Below are 16,856 nucleotides of genomic sequence, written 5' to 3'. Positions count from 1 at the left end.
TAATAATAAATCTTTTTACGACGCATATGTTAATTTGTTTGTTTATGCGTTGATAGATAGTGTTTTCTGCTAAAATCTTTGAAGGCTGGTTATGTGCCAATGTAACTTGACACATTTGACACCTAAATTTTCTTAGTATAATTAGTATAATTGTATTATGAACCTAATAATCAAAACACAACTAACCATTCTATTTGTTTTTTTAGCCGCTTTAAGTGGAGTTGCGGCTTATAGTCAAACAGATGATTTTACGCAATTGGATGGATTGCCATGCAATAGTGTGAATCATATTTTTGAAGATTCCAGAGGGCTGATTTGGTTAGCAACAGATGCTGGATTATGTGAGTTTAGTGGGTTTAAGGTAAAATATAGAAAGGAATTGAATAGATTACAGGGAGAAAAAGTTACCTGTGTTACAGAGAATTTAAATGGTAATTTAATAATTGCTGCAAGGGGAGTTGGAGTATGTGAATTTGATGGTGAGCATTTAGAGGTCATTGCTAGTACGGAGAATACTGATTTAAATGATGTTTATTCGGTAAAAGTGTTTGCCAATAAATTAATGGTTGGTACTTCAAATGGAATTTACTTGTCCAATAATTTAGATACACTTGATGAATTTTCAATGGTTGAAGGGACGAAAGAAGTGAATGTTCTAGAGGTCATATCAAGTAAGAGTGAAGTGGTAATTTTTCCTAAATTAGAACTGGGTGCTTATAAGTTTATATCTGGTAATTTTTCAAAAATAGATAATACAACATCTGAAGTCCTTGAGTTAGGTAAAGGTTTTTACGGAGAAATTGAAGTAGGGCAACAAATATTGCTAGATGTAGATACTAAAAAAGTTCAATGTGATGTATTATCTGCCTTGTCTCATCAGAGCGAGAGTATTTATTTACTTCGATTCTTTAAGAATGGATTGGAATATAGAAAGTTAATTTCGGTAAGAAATAATATATGTGTAGATCTTCTTCAAGAGAACGATTTGGAGGATGTCTTTGTCCAATGCATGTTTAAGCATAGTCTTATGGGTGATATTTGGTTAGGGACTAAAAATCACGGACTAATTAGTTTGAAACAATCACTATTTACACTTTATACTGTATCATCCTTAGTACCCAACTGTAATGAGATTACAGATTTGCTTTCTGGGGCTGATGGCTCCTTAATTATAGCAGGAAGAAATATTGTTGCGAAAGTTAAGAATGAAAAAATAATAAAATCCATTAGCGAGAAAGAGTTTATTAGATTACTTCCAAAGTCGAAGAAGAAAATAGACCTTGTTGTTAATGATATTGAATTAATGGGTAATTCAATTTGGATTGCTACGAATTACGGGTTTTATACCTTGCACTGCAATTCTTTTCTGCTTAACTACAAAAACATAGCAGTAGCTACAAAGTTCACAATTACCTCAAACGGAGATTTGTTTTGTTATGATGGCAAGCAGTTTTTTACCTGTGGGATAAAGAATAATTCTGTAGATATAAAATGGAACTTACCAAATGAAGAAGAAGTTGAGATTACCAAGATAATTGAGTTTGATTCTTACATTTGGGTAGCCACAGAGACTCATGGAATTTATCGATTTGGAGAGAACGAGGTGAAAAAATTTGGAAGGAATAATATTGGAATTCACAATGTTGTTAATGATATGCTTGTTCTGCCTGATTCAAGTATAATTGCAGGAGGGAATAATGGAATTGTTTACAGGTTAAAAAGCGAAGGAGATGAATTGATCATTATTGATTCTCTTGATCATAGCGATGGTTTGGAGGGCATTTCTGTACATGGTTTTCAATATCATAAAGATGGTTCAATTTGGTGTGGAACCAATTTAGGAGTTCATAGATTTGAATATGAAACATGGCATCCGGATTCGTCAGTGAAGTATAGATTTTGGAATGCAAGTAAAAAAGTGGAGTTTAGAGGGAAAGAGTCTGTTGTTGATAAGTATAATAACATATGGGTTAAGTCAAATTATGCTTTAATGAAAATTCAGGCCAATGATTTTACTGATGACAATACTGTTTATAAGCCAAACTTATTAGAGGTGAAGGTAAAAGATAACAACTGGAGGTTAAAAAAATCGGAATTTGATAAATGGACAAAAACACCAAATAATCCTATCCATTTAAAATATTATGAGAATTATGTGAGACTTCGGTATGGTATGTTGTATTGTGATGATTTGGAAAACATCAGGTATCGATATCGCTTGGTAGGTCTGGATAATCATTGGTCGGATTGGGTAAAGTCGAATGAAGTGGTTTATTCGAATTTAAGTGGAGGAGAATATACTTTTGAGCTTGAAGCCAGAAAATTAAGTTCTGGAAAGATTGGGAAATATTCTATTGATATTATGCTTGCCACAGCTTGGTGGCAAACAGTTTGGTTTTGGTTTATTGTTGTTAGTATTCTTGGAGTACTAACCTATTATGCCATTAATCATTTTAAATCAAGAATTAAATTTGAGGAGAAGCAAAGAACAAAACAATTTAATCGAGTAATTGGATTAAAAATTCGAGCACTTCAACACCAGCTTGATCCTCATTTTGTTTTTAACTCACTCAACTCTATTCAGAGTTATATTTTAGAGGATGACGAAGATAGAGCTTTAGAATACTTATCAGATTTTTCTATGGTTTTAAGAAATAACATTAACAATGCCAATAAAAACCTAATATCGTTAAGTGAAGAAGTAGCTTATTTAAAATTGTACCTGAAACTGGAGCAAATGAGATTTGAGGAGAAATTTACTTTTCAAATTAACTTGGATGACAAAATAAATTCATTAGATATTAAGGTTCCCCCCATGTTAATTCAGCCATTTTTAGAGCATGCCATAAGAAATGGAATCAGTAAGCTTGATAGATTAGGTAAGATAGTAATTCATTTTATTTTGGAAGATGATGGGTATTTAAAGTGTGAAATTGTAGACAATGGATTAGGCAATAGAAAAATCGATCTGACAAATAGTGAATCAGAATTGGTAAAAGGCAACTCTTTGCAGATAACTTGCGATAGAATGAAATTGCTAAACAAGGTTCTAAATAATGGAAGAATATACTCTTATCAGATCAGTGAGTGTGTTGATTCAAAAACAAATTTTTCCGGGGTGAAAACAGTATTGGGATTCCCGAAGTTGAAATTGTAATACTGTCTTAACTATTTTTAATTAAGTTTTCCTGAACCATTTTGCCATAAGCATCAAAAATATCGAAAAGCAGTTGGTGATCTACAGAGAAACTTATAGAATTAATCCTGCTTATTGGTAAAACCATAGGCGAAGTACCTGTTAAAAAGGCAGCTTCGTATTGAGGGATTTCATCATATGAAATCGATCTGTAATGAACTGGAATGCCAAGCTGATCCGCAATTTTTAAAACCTTACTCCTAACAATGCCATTTAGGACTTCATTGTCTGGCGAAGTATACAAGGCATTATCTTTGATAAAAAACAAATTGGAACGACTTCCTTCCGTAATATTCCCAAGTTTGTTTAGAAGAATTACCTCAAAAATACCCGCTTCAGCAATAAGATTATTGGTTTTTGAACGTAATTTATGATTGTAAACTTTAGCTGTTGGTGTTGGCCTTTCTGCCTGATGAATTAGAGTTCTTACTCCATTTTTGTATTGAGATGCAGTTGGGTAGTAGTGTTGAACAAAATAGGCATAGAAATTCTTATCCTTACCATCAAAATTAAAAACCAACTTAATGTTTCCTTCTTTACAGTCGTTTTTTTCTACCAAGGTTTTTATACAGCCGTGCAATTGTTCAAAGTTGTACATGATTTCCAAACCTACCTTTTTTGCTGATTTTGTAAGGCGTGAATAATGTTCGCAAAGAAAAACAGCTTTCCCGGATATTATTCTTATCACTTCATACAAGGAAGTTCCTCTTAACAGGTAAGTATCTTTAAAGCTTTCTGATGCTTTAAGTTTATCGTTGTGTAAGTATAGATATCTAAAACATTCGCTCATAATAGTATCGCCTCTAATCATATCAGTAATATTGCAAAATAAGTGTTATTTGCCAGTTTATCCAATTCCAAACAAATTATTTAAACAAAACGATAGCGTAGTAATTTGTTAGGTTTTATTTGTATTTTAGCATACATCAAATAAAAAATACCACATATGGCAAGTAAAAAGGAGTTCAAAAAAGATGTGAATTTTCTTACTAATGAAATAGTAATGAGAGGAATGATTCATCTTGAATTTTTTGGAAACAAAAATTCTGATCAGATATTTGAAATAATGAATGGCGCGGTAAATTCAAGAAATGATTATATCGCCAGAATTAATGATAGGTTGACAGGAAAAAATGCAAAGGAAATTAAGTCACATTTTAAATCGATTTATGATGATTTGTTGAAATCAACACACGATTTATTGGAAAAAATTGATGGACTTGATATCCAGGTAAAATAAAAACAAAAAGGAGTTTCAATATTGAAACTCCTTTTTGTTTTAACCCATATTTGAATTTAAGGTTTTCTAAAAGTTCCTACACCGGTAAGAATGGCTTTGGCCATTTGTTCCTCTTCTCCTCCATCACTTTGCGATAAATGCCACATGGTATGAATTACAGGTCCCATTTCATCAAGTTCAAATCGTCCGGTCCAACAAGCTAATGATCCATACTTTCCAAAATCTACCATAAAAGCAATTACATTATTATTGATTTTACCGCTAATTTCAAATTTTTCTTCAAAACTAGGTTGGCCAATAGCAGTTTGAAAGGTTCCGCTAACACGATTATCAACCACAGCTAAATCCATTTCAGAATTGTACTGATTTCTCCATTTTCCGTTCAAATTAATTGTCATGTTGTTAAGGTTTAAAGGTGACTTTTCTTTTGTATACTGAAGGTAGTTCGAAATAATTAATCATCAAAATTAAATGAACTACTTGTACATATATTTTTCCTTAACACCAGCAGAATTTACATAGCCTCTGTACATTCCTGAAGTATTCATTTTCATGGCTGGATTACCATATTTATCTAATGCAACAAAACCACCTAAGCCATCAATTTGATTTAACTTGTTCAAGACGATATCTGTTGCATCATTCAAACTTAAGTTTTGATATTCCATTAATGAAGAAATATCTCTGGCAATTCCTAATCTAATAAAGTATTCTCCATGACCAGTACAGGATACAGCGCAAGTTTTATTATTTGCGTATGTACCAGCTCCAATTATCGGAGAATCACCGATTCGTCCAAATCGCTTATTGGTCATTCCTCCGGTTGAAGTTCCAGCTGCTAAATTTCCCTCTTTGTCTAAAGCTACGCAACCAACAGTACCATGTCTGTCGGTTCTTTTCATTTCGCGTTCTTTCTTTAAAATTTGTTGCAAATAATTCCATCTATCTTCCGTAAAAAAATATGAACTATCTACTATTGTAAGTCCTTCTTGTTCGGCAAACATCGAAGCTCCTTTGCCGCTTAACATTACATGTTCAGAGTTTTCCATCACTTTTCGGGCAGCACTAATTGGATTTTTAATATTACCAACTCCGGCAACAGCCCCTGCATTTAAGTCTTTGCCCCACATTATCGAGGCATCAAGTTCATTTTTACCAGAATGGGTAAATACAGAACCTTTACCAGCATTAAAAAGTGGGGAATTTTCAAGCACATGTATGGTAAGCTCTACGGCATCAAGCGCAGATCCTCCATTTTTCAATACAGAATCTCCTACGGTTAAGGCTTCGTCCAATTTGTCAAAATATTCTTTTTCCTTTTCGGGACTCATATTTTTCTTAAGAATAGTGCCAGCACCACCATGAATGCACAATGCATATTCCAATTTCTCAGGTTTTTGATTTGAGTTATTACATGAAACGATTAAGAGTAAAAGCAGTGATGATAACAGCAAGTTTAAGTTTTTCATGATTGGTTTTTTTGTAAAAAAAATAGTGTCAAAAAAGCATTGACACTAAATTAGTTTTTTGAGTGGGATTATCTGTTTATATCTGAAAAAACTTAGTTCTTCTGAGACAGATTCTTTTTGAGAATAGCCAACAACTCTTCCTCAGTATATGGTTTGGAAATAAAGGCATCACAACCCGCTTCGGCCATTTTATCACTTTCATCACGAAAAGCGTATGCAGATTGAGCTACAACAGGAACTGATGGATTTTTCTTTTTGATTTCTCTTGTAGCTTGATATCCATTGATCTTAGGTAATTGGATATCCATAAGGACCAAATCGAAATGCTTATCCTGAAATTTTTCAACGGCTTCTATACCATCTTGCGACCACGTAACATTCGCATTTACTTTTTTAAGAACCTCATTGATGTATAAGAAATTTGATTCAATGTCTTCGGCGACGAGAATATTTTTTCCTGAAAAATCAAGAGGATTATTTTCGTAACTTATGATTTTGTTTTGAATAATGGTTTCGTCATCAATTACAAATTCAACAAAGAATTTACTTCCTTTATCAGGATCCGAAGTAAACCATATTTTGCCTCCAAGCAATTCTGTTAGGCTTTTCGATATGGTTAAACCTAAACCTGTTCCACCATGTTCAACACCATTATTGCTTGCTTGTCTGAATCGATCATATATTAAAGCTTGATCTTTGTAAGGAATTCCAATGCCCGTATCTATTACAAAAAATCTCAAATGATTTTTAATAACTTCTATACCGAAATCAATTCTTCCTATTTCAGTAAATTTTATAGCATTACGAAGCAAGTTAATCAGAATTTGTTTTAATCTTATTTGATCAGAGTGAATCGAAATATTCTCGATTCTTTCAGGAATGTGCAAATTGATTTTTACATCGGTTTTTCCATTTTTTATTTTTTGTTCTTCGAATATTTGTCGCAGTTCTTCAAGAACAGGGTACACATAGAAATTGGACTTCTTAATTTTAAGCTGTTTCGATTCGATCATAGAAATATCAATGATATCATTTACCAGGGTAAGCAGAAGTTGTCCATTCTCATTGATAATATTCGTATAATACTGGTGTTTCTCTTTTGAGTTTGTAAAAGCCATCAATTTCGAGAAACCAATAATTGCATTCATTGGAGTTCGAATTTCGTGCGACATATTAGCCAAAAACGAGGTTTTTAATCTATCAGCTTGCTCAGCCTTTTCTTTAGCTTTTAGCAATTCAAGAGTTCGAATTTTAACTAAACTTTCAAGATTTCTTTGATGATCAGCTAATAGAGATTCTGCTTTTTTACGTTCCTCTATTTCAAGGTTTAAATTTTTGTTCGATTTTTTAGCAATGACATAAAATCGGTAAACAATTCCCGAAAAAAGAATAATCAAGCCAACAATAACAATGAGAAATGTATTGGTGAGTCTTTCTTTTTTTAGTTTTTCTTCCTTTAAAAATTGCTCTTTGGTGTGCAGCTGTATAAGATTTTCTCGCTTTTCCTTTTCATTTTGCATTTGAATCCAACCAATTCTGTTTTCAGCCTGAGCGTTGTACAATTGGTTGTAAACATTCACATATTCTTTATAATATTTGAGCGACAGCTTGTAATCTTTCTTTTCTTCAAAGATGTTAGATAGGTTTCTAAAGTTCTCAGCGATCAATGTTTTACGATTCGCTTTTTTTGCCAGATCCAAGCTGTTCTTTAAATAATGAATGGCTTGATTGATATCTTTTTTTTCTCGGTAAAGAGCGGCTAGGTTATTGTAAACAGAACCTAAACCTCCTAAATTGCCTCTACTTTTATTTATATCAACTGATAAGTTTAAATACTCTTCAGCTTTTTTAAAATTACGTTTCTTGATATAAATGAGTCCAATATTGGTGTAACAGGAAGCTATGCCTTTTATGTTATCAATTGATTTTTGAATCTGAAGTGATCTTTCGTAATTGGAAAGAGCCAGATCAAAATCTTTTAGTTGAAGATGTGCATTTCCAATTAGTCGAAATACGTTAGCCGTTCCCTTGGCAAAACCTATTTGATTATTTATGGCAATGGCCTGATTATAGTTTTCTATGGCAAGTTTGTAATCACGCATAGAATAGGAAATCAAACCTAAATTTTCATAGCATTTGGCGATGTTTTTCTTTGACTCTAATTCTTTAAAAAGTTTTAAAGCTTTGTGTTGATACTCAATTGCCTTGTCATTTTGGTCCATCGATTGGAATACTTCTCCCATTCCCATGTACGAACTTGCCATTCCATTTTTTGATTCAAGTTCAAAACTTAAATTCAACGATTTGGTAAATAATTCAATAGCTGTATTTCTATTGCCCAAAGTATTCTGTAATGCGCCAAGTTGATTTAAACTGTATGCAATATTTTTAATCAAATTGTTTTCTTCGCCAAGTTGCAAAGCCTTATTAAAATATTCTATGGCTAAATCTGTTTTGTTGATTTCCTTGTAGGCAGTTCCAAGCGCATTTAGAGAGTAGCAAATTCCTGAGGTGTTTTTGTATTTTTTATTTAAGTTGAGTGCTTTAAGGTAGAATGTCAAAGCCTCGGTATAATGGCAGGTTTCCAATTGCAGATTTCCCAGGGCATTATAACTGTAAGCATAGGATAGAGTATCGCGATGTTTCTTTTTTAATTCTAAACTTTTATTGTAAAAACTATCAGCTTTAGCATAGTTACATTTTCTAAGATTTAACTCCCCATAATAGCTGTATAGGAAACTGATTCTAGTTGTATCGCTTACACTCTCCCAATAATCAAATGATGCGTCAAAGCAATTTTGTGCTTTTTCCATATCCCCACGGTAAAGATAAATACGCCCCATTAACTCATTTGCAAATGCAAATTTGTCCATTTGTTCTGCTTTCAGAGATTTATCCGCCAATAGTTTTGCTGTTGCTAATGCTTTGGGATTACTTTTGTGATAGTAGGATTCGGCCTCAAAATACAATTTATTTAAATCCGATATTACTGCTTTTTTGCGAAAAGGTTCAGAGTCGGGGGAAGAATAGCTGTGTGTTGCAATAACAACGCATACAAGCAATAATAGTAAGTTCTTCATTCGTCGGGGCATAAGAATGTTTAGATACTTTAAGATTAATTATCAGATATAGTGTTTCAGAGAGTTAGGGCTCAATTTTCTCATGCAAATTAAACGTAATAATCGATTAATTATTGCAACATGTCAAAGGTAAAGAATGCCTGGCAGATTGATGTTAAATAACGTGTTGTTTTTGAGAGATAGAATAATGTTAGGCATGAATGACTTTTTTTACATTACGGATAGCAATTCATTTTATTCCTATTATCTTTGCGGATTCAGATTGAGGGACTTAATTTGATTTTGTTTGATAAAGACCAAATGAATGGCAAGTCCTGTTTTAAGGATGAAATTTAAGTAGAATTCGAAATACAGAATTTCCAAATGAGTATTGAAAATATTATTAAAAGCAAAGTAGTTGAGGCCGTAAATTCATGTTACGGACAAGGTATTGAGGAGAAAATCGTTCAGATTCAGAAAACCCGACGAGAGTTCGAAGGTGATTTAACTGTTGTTGTTTTTCCATTCCTGCGCTTTTCTAAAAAGTCACCGGAGGAAACAGCAAATGATCTTGGACAGTTTTTAACTGAAAATATTGAGGCGGTATCAGCATTTAATGTTGTGAAAGGGTTCTTGAATTTGGTAATTGATAATTCATACTGGATTTCTGTACTGAACGAAGCTGTTAAAACAGAAAACTATGGATTTACTCCATTGGCAGAAGGAGCTAAAAAGGTGATGATTGAATATTCATCCCCAAATACAAATAAGCCACTTCACTTGGGACACATTCGTAACAACCTGTTAGGTTATTCTGTTGCTCAGATTCTAAAAGCTAATGGTTACGAGGTAATCAAGGTTAATTTGGTAAACGACCGTGGTATCCATATTTGTAAGTCGATGTTAGCTTGGTTGCGTTTTGGCGAAGGAGAAACTCCAGAGTCAACAGGTATTAAAGGTGACCACTTGGTTGGTAAGTACTACGTAAAATTCGACCAGGAATACAAGAAAGAAATTGAAGCTCTAGTGGCAGAAGGAATGGAAGCTGATGAAGCTAAAAAGCAAGCTCCATTGTTGTTAGAAGCTCAGGAAATGTTGCGTAAATGGGAAGCGGGAGATGAAGAAACTGTTGCTCTTTGGCGCAAGATGAACGACTGGGTTTTGGATGGTTTCGATATCACATATAAGAAAATGGGTGTTGATTTCGATAAGGTTTATTTCGAATCAGATACTTATAAGAAAGGGAAAGCAATTGTTGAAAAAGGATTGGCAGACGGCGTATTGTATCAAAAAGATACAGGTTCAGTTTGGGCCAACCTTGAAGCAGATGGTTTAGATCATAAATTATTGCTTCGTGATGATGGAACATCAGTATACATGACTCAGGATATTGGAACAGCTTTCGAGCGTTTCAACGAATTCCATATCGACGAGCATGTGTATGTTGTTGGTAACGAGCAAAACTACCACTTCCAGGTATTGTCATTAATTCTTGGGAAACTAGGATATGAGTGGCACGACAAAATTCAGCACTTATCTTACGGTATGGTTGAATTGCCAGAAGGTAAAATGAAATCGCGTGAAGGTACTGTGGTTGATGCCGACGATTTGATGGAAGAAATGGTAAATACTGCACGCGAAACTTCTAAAGAACTTGGTAAGTTGGAAGGATACTCTGAAGAAGAAGCTGAAGATGTATACGAAAAAGTGGCAATGGGTGCATTAAAGTACTTTATCCTTAAAGTTGATCCTAAGAAAAACATGATGTTTAATCCTAAGGAATCTATCGACTTTAATGGTAATACAGGTCCATTCATCCAGTACACTTATGCTCGTATTCAATCGGTGGTGAAAAAAGCAATTGACGCAGGATTTGAAATTCCTGAGGCAGCTTCATCTAATTTGAATATCTCTGAAAAGGAATCATTCCTAATTCAGATGCTTGCAAATTATCCAACAGTTATTAAGGAAGCTGGAAAAGAAACCAGCCCTGCTCAAATCTCGAACTATGTATACGACTTAGTGAAAGAGTACAACCAATTCTATCACGATCATCCAATCGCGAAAGAGGAGAATACAGATCTAAGAGCTTTCCGTTTAGTACTTTCTAAGCAAATCGGAGAGATCATCAAATCAAGTATGAGCCTGTTAGGAATTGGTGTTCCAGAAAGAATGTAATACAATTTTAATAATTAAATGACACATGTATTATGCCGATGGATTTCTAAAGGAGAATTGTAAGTGAAATGTAACAATGCGACATTTTAGAAACAAATCGGTGTAACTTTTAAAATACATGATATTGCAAAGCAGATCTTCAATTTGAGGATCTGCTTTGTTAATTTGTATGTGGTACTTGTTAATATAATTATATGTAGATCCAAGCAATTATTAGAATAGTAAAAGGCATAAAGTGAAATTTCCAATCCAGAAACATCAAATTAGCACATTAAATTACAATCATATAATCAATGCTTTTTACAATTCGAGCGTTTTACTTTTCTACTATTCAACTTTTCTACTTTTTTCTTCCTGATTCACTTTAGCTATACGCATATTTTTTTATTTTTGCAGGGAAATATAAATACGTAGAATAATGTTTGAAAATCTTAACGAAAGACTTGAGCGATCGTTCCAGATATTAAAGGGACAGGGTAAAATTACTGAAATCAATGTGGCCGAAACATTGAAGGATGTAAGACGCGCTTTATTGGATGCCGATGTTAACTTTAAAATTGCCAAGTCGTTTACTAGTACAGTAAAAGAAAAAGCATTAGGACAAAACGTACTTACTGCCTTGAAACCAAACCAGGTGATGGTGAAAATTGTTCACGATGAGCTGGCTGAGTTAATGGGTGGAACTCATGTTGATATCAACACTCAGGGAAAACCTGCCGTAATATTAATTGCCGGATTGCAAGGTTCTGGTAAAACCACATTCTCAGGAAAATTAGCGAATTTGTTAAAAACAAAACGTTCAATGAATCCTTTGTTGGTTGCCTGTGATGTTTATCGTCCTGCTGCGATTGATCAGTTGCATGTATTGGGAGAGCAAATTGGTGTTCCAGTATACTCTGATAAAGAAAATAAGAACCCGGTAAAAATTGCTCAAGCTGCGATTAAAGAAGCTAAAGCAAATGGTAACGATCTTGTAATTGTCGATACTGCTGGTCGTTTGGCTATCGATGAGGATATGATGAATGAGATCGAGGCTGTTAAAAAGTCTATCAATCCAAGCGAAACTCTTTTCGTAGTTGACTCGATGACTGGTCAGGATGCTGTGAACACAGCGAAAGAGTTTAACGACAGATTGGATTTCGATGGTGTTGTTCTTACCAAGTTAGATGGTGATACTCGAGGTGGTGCTGCTTTATCAATTCGCTCGGTAGTTAACAAGCCAATTAAGTTTGTTGGTACAGGTGAAAAAATGGAAGCACTTGATGTTTTCCACCCTGAACGTATGGCCGATCGTATTTTGGGTATGGGTGATATCGTATCACTTGTAGAACGTGCTCAGGAACAATTCGATGCTGAAGAAGCGAAGAAACTTCAGAAGAAGATTGCCAAGAACCAATTCAACTTTAACGATTTCTTGTCTCAGATCTCTCAGATCAAGAAAATGGGTAACCTGAAAGATTTGGCTTCTATGATTCCTGGTGTAGGAAAAGCATTGAAGAATATCGATATCGATGATGATGCCTTTAAAGGTGTTGAAGCGATTATCTTCTCAATGACTCCTGCAGAACGTGAAGATCCAAAATTGATTAATGGTTCGAGAAGAAAAAGGATTGCCGATGGTTCTGGTTCTACCATTCAGGATGTGAACAGGCTGATTAAGCAATTCGACGAGACCAGGAAGTTAATGAAAATGATGTCGAAAGGCGGAAACATGTCCAGAATGATGGGTAACATGGGACGCAGAAAATAATAAAACCATATACGAAATGCTTGACTCTGCGGTCAGGCATTTTTTTTAAATAACAAAGCTAACAAACCATGGAATTAATCGACGGAAAAAAGATTTCTAACGAGGTAAAGCAGGAAATTGCTGCCGAAGTTGAACAAATTAAAAAAGCAGGTGGAAAAACTCCACATCTTGCTGCTATGATTGTTGGACACGATGGTGCCAGCGAAACTTATGTTGCTGCTAAAGTGAAAGCTTGTCATGCTGTAGGTTTTGAGTCTTCAGAATTTCGTTTCGAAGATGACATTACAGAAGAGCAACTTTTGGCAGAAATCCGTAAGGTAAACGAGAACGATGACATCGACGGATTGATTGTTCAGTTGCCACTTCCTAAGCACATTTCTGAGACCAAGGTAATCGAAACCATTCGTCCGGAAAAAGATGTTGATGGATTCCACCCAATGAACGTAGGTAAAATGGTTGCAAGTTTGCCAACTTACCTTCCTGCAACTCCAGCTGGTATTGTTGAGTTGTTAAAGCGTTACAATATCGAAACATCAGGTAAAAACTGTGTGGTAATTGGTCGTTCAAACATCGTTGGTACGCCAATGAGTGTTTTAATGTCGCGTAAGGCTGCTTATGGCGATTGTACCGTTACATTGTGTCACAGTAGAACCAAAAACATTGCAGAAATTACCCGTCAGGCGGATATCGTAATCGTAGCATTGGGAATGCAAGAATTCCTTACTGGCGATATGGTGAAAGAAGGAGCTGTAATTATTGATGTAGGTATTCACCGTGTAAAATCTGACAAAACCAAGTCGGGATGGAAATTACTTGGAGATGTGAAATTCGATGAGGTTGCACCTAAAGCATCATTCATTACTCCGGTTCCAGGTGGTGTTGGGCCAATGACTATCGTTTCATTGCTTCAAAACACACTATTGGCAAGTAAAAAAGAGATCTATAAATAGATTTCTGAATCAAAATATTCAAGCAGGCTTCTAATTTTAGGAGCCTGTTTTTTTATGGAATTTACGAATACTTGTTTGGGTAAAGACAGCATAAATGCATACTCTAGCAAGTCCAAATAATTCTTTGTGGTAAATACAAGGCATTATCAATTTTAAGGTGACACAGTTTATTGAATAGACCCGCCATCAGCATCATTCGGGTTATCATCAGAACCGTTCGACCTCCCGTTGGAGCCGTTCGTTCTACCAATGGACTCGTTCTACCTGCCATCTGCATCGTTCCGATCACTATCTGCACCGTTCGTCCTGCCATTGGAGCCGTTCGACCAGCCAATGTTTCCCTCTTTGTTAATAAATGCACCGTACGTCCTGCCAACCGCACGCTCCTACCTGCCATCTGCACCGTGAGACCTGCCAACTGCACGCTCCCACCTGCCATCTGCATCGTGAGACCTGCCAACTGCAAGCTCCTACCTGCCATCTGCACCCTCAATGTTGATATCTGCACGCTCATTGTTAATAAGTGCAATGCAATTGGTAGGTGTAAGGCTGTATTTATCAGGTCTCTCGATGCAGATGATAGGAAAGAGGCTCACATTGGCAGGTAGGAGCATTCAGATGCCAACTCGCAGTGTACCAATGATAGAATTGACTTTGTCATTGGGGATTAGGAGCTGACCAATATTAACTATGAGTATGACATTGCTAATGACTAAGGGAATATTTTCAATAATACATGCTGTAGAGACGCAGCACTACTCTGTCTTTGCAAATCATATAGTGTAGATTTTGAAAATCATTTCTCTCTGATTAGATTTGCATCATTCAAAACAACAATTATGACACAAGATTTTAAGGACTTAGTCGATTTTTATCACGCAAAGAAGATTGAGGGGATGGATTTCTCTCAAATAAGAAAAGAATTGAAAGACAAAGGTATTGATGAGAATACCGTTAAAAGTGTTGTTAGAGAAATTGACAATAAAATTCTTGCAGGAGATGTAAAGAAGCCTGGAAAACTTGATGCAAGACAGTTAAGAATGATAGGTTGGGCACTAATGATAATTGGAGGTATCGCTACTTTGGGCTTGTATCTAAAGTGGTTCGATCTTAAAGGTTATCAATTCTTAGCATACGGACCGGTTATTGCTGGATATTTAATGATTGTTGCAGCAAGAAGAGCACAGAAAAAAATCTCATAATTCGCATCAGCTAGTTATGAGAATTAGTCTTGAATTGATGATTTTTTGATCATGATTTGAAGCCATTTAATCCACAAAAAACACAGGCAATTTTAGGGCAAATTTACGTTTGTCAATAAAATCATAACATTCCTAAATTTCAGAGGCATTTATAAAACAAATTTGCCTCTTTTTTTGTAACTTATATAGAACGAATCTTAATAAGGAAAGTCTTTCTTATTGTCGTTAATGTTCTTGTTGTTTCTTTTAAAATTGGGGTGTTATGAGGAGATTGTATTTGTGGACGGAAATGTTATTCATGTTTATTGGCTTGCCAATGCTATATTATTATGAGATGATTCCAGTTCATAAAGCCATTCCGCTTGTTTTGGTCTTTTTATACTGCCTTTTCATTGTTATTAAAGACAAGAATTTTGATCGTGAAATATTTAGAATTAAACGGGACTATCCTTGGCAGGATTTTTTACTGAAAGGATCGATTCTTTTAATCCTTACCTCCATTTGGGTATATATATTCAGGGCCGATGTATTTTTTCATTTGCCACGAAATAACTTCTGGATTTGGCTAGCTGTAATTGTGAGTTATCCGGTATGGTCGGCTTACACACAGGAGTTTATTTTTCGAGCTTTCTATTATCATCGATATAAGATATTATTTACCAATCCTGTTGTAATGCTATTGGTAAATGCGATTTGTTTTTCAATGGCTCACATCATATTTCGCAATTGGATGGCATTAATTTTTACTTTTATTGGCAGTATCATATTCTCTTATACATATTTGCGTAATAAATCGCTAAATGCTGTATTTCTTGAGCATTCTCTTTATGGGAATATTTTATTTACCAATGGCTTGGGCATTTATTTTTACTTGCCATCGTAAATTCCAGTAGTGAGGAAATTTTAAAAGTACATGTAGTCGTGAAACTAAGCGTGCTTTGTTTGGATTTGCATTCGGCTATTCAATCGTAAAATTCCCAGACAAGCCATTACTACCAATGAGGATCCAATGATTTCCTGTGTGGTAAATACCTCATTGAAAACCAACACTCCTATTATCACATTTACAATTGGAATGAGCATGTGAAACGGTGAGCCGGTGGCAATGGAAACATGTCGGTAGCCTTCGGTGTTCAACAATTGCGCACATGCAGATGCCAGGCCTATAAATATTAATATATAGCTACTGGTAACCGGACCGGTTAGTTCGGGCAGATTGGCCGGAACCAGAAATATCCAGAACCCAACAATGGATTGGGCAAAAAAGATGGCGTAAGAATTATCAGTGCCATGCAATTTCTTCACAATTAAAATGGATACTGCATTGGTTATGGCGCTGAGCATGGCTAGAAAATCAAACCATCCAAAACTCCATGATTTGCCAGATTCGGTAAACTGAAATGAAACCATAACAATGCCAATTAGTGCCAATAGCATCATCAACCATTTTGCGGTCTGAATTTTTTCTTTCAGGACTATGGCACTTAGCAAGGAAGCAAACAAAGGATAGGAGTAAGAGTAAACCGAGGCTTTTCCCATTCCTATTTTTATGATGGCCAAATAGAACAAGGCAACCGATGCTGTACCGGTAATTCCTCGTAAAAGGAGTAATGGACTGCGAACAAACTTAAGATCTATTTTTCGCATCATGGCTAGTATTCCAATAACGCCTACACCAATGGCAAATCGTACAAAAACTGTTATGTAAGTACTTACATGAGACATGCTTCGCACCAGTGTAGTCATAATGCCAAAGGCAATTACCGACAATATCATCAGGAAAATACCATAAGAACTTCCTTCACGTTTCAT

The 16,856-nt window shown here is 35.1% G+C and carries 13 protein-coding genes; 7 read left to right on the top strand and 6 right to left on the bottom strand.

Features of this window, described 5'->3' with window-relative positions; translation table 11 throughout:
• Nucleotides 1-157: 157 nt before the first annotated feature.
• A complete protein-coding gene (locus ACKPCA_RS10450; protein WP_321279027.1) occupies nt 158-3,157 on the top strand; it encodes a sensor histidine kinase in 3,000 nt (999 codons plus the stop codon).
• A gap of 7 nt (nt 3,158-3,164) precedes the next feature.
• Here the strand turns inward: ACKPCA_RS10450 and ACKPCA_RS10445 are convergent, their stop codons facing one another.
• On the bottom strand, nt 3,165-3,986 hold the full coding sequence (locus tag ACKPCA_RS10445) for an aminotransferase class IV (RefSeq protein WP_321279026.1): 822 nt from the start codon (nt 3,984-3,986) through the stop codon (nt 3,165-3,167).
• A gap of 156 nt (nt 3,987-4,142) precedes the next feature.
• Here ACKPCA_RS10445 and ACKPCA_RS10440 point away from each other — a divergent pair, with 156 nt between their 5' ends.
• The gene (locus tag ACKPCA_RS10440; protein WP_054722761.1) at nt 4,143-4,436 is read left to right on the top strand and encodes a hypothetical protein; all 294 of its coding nucleotides are present in this window, start codon (nt 4,143-4,145) and stop codon (nt 4,434-4,436) included.
• Nucleotides 4,437-4,492: 56 nt separating this feature from the next.
• Here the strand turns inward: ACKPCA_RS10440 and ACKPCA_RS10435 are convergent, their stop codons facing one another.
• From ACKPCA_RS10435 to ACKPCA_RS10425, 3 genes are all read right to left on the bottom strand, one after another.
• On the bottom strand, nt 4,493-4,834 hold the full coding sequence (locus ACKPCA_RS10435) for an avidin/streptavidin family protein (RefSeq protein ID WP_054722763.1): 342 nt from the start codon (nt 4,832-4,834) through the stop codon (nt 4,493-4,495).
• Between the two features lie 78 nt (nt 4,835-4,912).
• Entirely contained in the window at nt 4,913-5,905 is a 993-nt protein-coding gene (locus ACKPCA_RS10430) for an isoaspartyl peptidase/L-asparaginase family protein (RefSeq protein WP_321279023.1), read from the bottom strand.
• 92 nt (nt 5,906-5,997) lie between these two features.
• A complete protein-coding gene (locus tag ACKPCA_RS10425) occupies nt 5,998-8,985 on the bottom strand; it encodes a tetratricopeptide repeat protein (protein WP_321279021.1) in 2,988 nt (995 codons plus the stop codon).
• Between the two features lie 363 nt (nt 8,986-9,348).
• Here ACKPCA_RS10425 and argS point away from each other — a divergent pair, with 363 nt between their 5' ends.
• The 3 genes from argS (at nt 9,349) to folD (ending at nt 13,842) form a co-directional block, all read left to right on the top strand.
• On the top strand, nt 9,349-11,142 hold the full coding sequence (gene argS, locus ACKPCA_RS10420; protein WP_054722769.1) for an arginine--tRNA ligase: 1,794 nt from the start codon (nt 9,349-9,351) through the stop codon (nt 11,140-11,142).
• A 418-nt stretch (nt 11,143-11,560) separates the two neighbouring features.
• Nucleotides 11,561-12,892, top strand: coding sequence for a signal recognition particle protein (gene ffh / locus ACKPCA_RS10415; RefSeq protein WP_054722771.1), 1,332 nt, complete (start codon nt 11,561-11,563; stop codon nt 12,890-12,892).
• A 68-nt stretch (nt 12,893-12,960) separates the two neighbouring features.
• Complete coding sequence (gene folD, locus ACKPCA_RS10410) at nt 12,961-13,842, top strand: bifunctional methylenetetrahydrofolate dehydrogenase/methenyltetrahydrofolate cyclohydrolase FolD (RefSeq protein ID WP_054722773.1); 882 nt, start codon at nt 12,961-12,963, stop codon at nt 13,840-13,842.
• A 103-nt stretch (nt 13,843-13,945) separates the two neighbouring features.
• Here the strand turns inward: folD and ACKPCA_RS10405 are convergent, their stop codons facing one another.
• Complete coding sequence (locus ACKPCA_RS10405; protein ID WP_321279019.1) at nt 13,946-14,176, bottom strand: hypothetical protein; 231 nt, start codon at nt 14,174-14,176, stop codon at nt 13,946-13,948.
• Nucleotides 14,177-14,681: 505 nt separating this feature from the next.
• Here ACKPCA_RS10405 and ACKPCA_RS10400 point away from each other — a divergent pair.
• Complete coding sequence (locus tag ACKPCA_RS10400; protein ID WP_321279018.1) at nt 14,682-15,044, top strand: hypothetical protein; 363 nt, start codon at nt 14,682-14,684, stop codon at nt 15,042-15,044.
• Between the two features lie 262 nt (nt 15,045-15,306).
• Nucleotides 15,307-15,927, top strand: coding sequence for a CPBP family intramembrane glutamic endopeptidase (locus tag ACKPCA_RS10395; RefSeq protein WP_054719649.1), 621 nt, complete (start codon nt 15,307-15,309; stop codon nt 15,925-15,927).
• Between the two features lie 44 nt (nt 15,928-15,971).
• Here ACKPCA_RS10395 and ACKPCA_RS10390 read toward each other — a convergent pair whose 3' ends face one another.
• Nucleotides 15,972-16,856 carry a DMT family transporter gene (locus ACKPCA_RS10390; RefSeq protein WP_321279017.1) on the bottom strand — a complete coding sequence of 295 codons (885 nt, stop codon included), beginning with the start codon at nt 16,854-16,856 and terminating at the stop codon, nt 15,972-15,974.

The organism is Marinifilum fragile (assembly GCF_963677365.1).
GTDB lineage: Bacteria > Bacteroidota > Bacteroidia > Bacteroidales > Marinifilaceae > Marinifilum > Marinifilum fragile.
This window is presented reverse-complemented; position numbering and strand designations above follow the sequence as displayed.

Excerpts from the sequence above, each read along its gene's own strand:
- ACKPCA_RS10450 (WP_321279027.1), top strand. The coding sequence starts at position 158 with ATGAACCTAATAATCAAAACACAACTAACCATTCTATTTGTTTTTTTA.
- ACKPCA_RS10445 (WP_321279026.1), bottom strand. The coding sequence starts at position 3,986 with ATGAGCGAATGTTTTAGATATCTATACTTACACAACGATAAACTTAAA.
- ACKPCA_RS10440 (WP_054722761.1), top strand. The coding sequence starts at position 4,143 with ATGGCAAGTAAAAAGGAGTTCAAAAAAGATGTGAATTTTCTTACTAAT.
- ACKPCA_RS10435 (WP_054722763.1), bottom strand. The coding sequence starts at position 4,834 with ATGACAATTAATTTGAACGGAAAATGGAGAAATCAGTACAATTCTGAA.
- ACKPCA_RS10430 (WP_321279023.1), bottom strand. The coding sequence starts at position 5,905 with ATGAAAAACTTAAACTTGCTGTTATCATCACTGCTTTTACTCTTAATC.
- ACKPCA_RS10425 (WP_321279021.1), bottom strand. The coding sequence starts at position 8,985 with ATGAAGAACTTACTATTATTGCTTGTATGCGTTGTTATTGCAACACAC.
- argS (WP_054722769.1), top strand. The coding sequence starts at position 9,349 with ATGAGTATTGAAAATATTATTAAAAGCAAAGTAGTTGAGGCCGTAAAT.
- ffh (WP_054722771.1), top strand. The coding sequence starts at position 11,561 with ATGTTTGAAAATCTTAACGAAAGACTTGAGCGATCGTTCCAGATATTA.
- folD (WP_054722773.1), top strand. The coding sequence starts at position 12,961 with ATGGAATTAATCGACGGAAAAAAGATTTCTAACGAGGTAAAGCAGGAA.
- ACKPCA_RS10400 (WP_321279018.1), top strand. The coding sequence starts at position 14,682 with ATGACACAAGATTTTAAGGACTTAGTCGATTTTTATCACGCAAAGAAG.
- ACKPCA_RS10395 (WP_054719649.1), top strand. The coding sequence starts at position 15,307 with ATGAGGAGATTGTATTTGTGGACGGAAATGTTATTCATGTTTATTGGC.
- ACKPCA_RS10390 (WP_321279017.1), bottom strand. The coding sequence starts at position 16,856 with ATGAAACGTGAAGGAAGTTCTTATGGTATTTTCCTGATGATATTGTCG.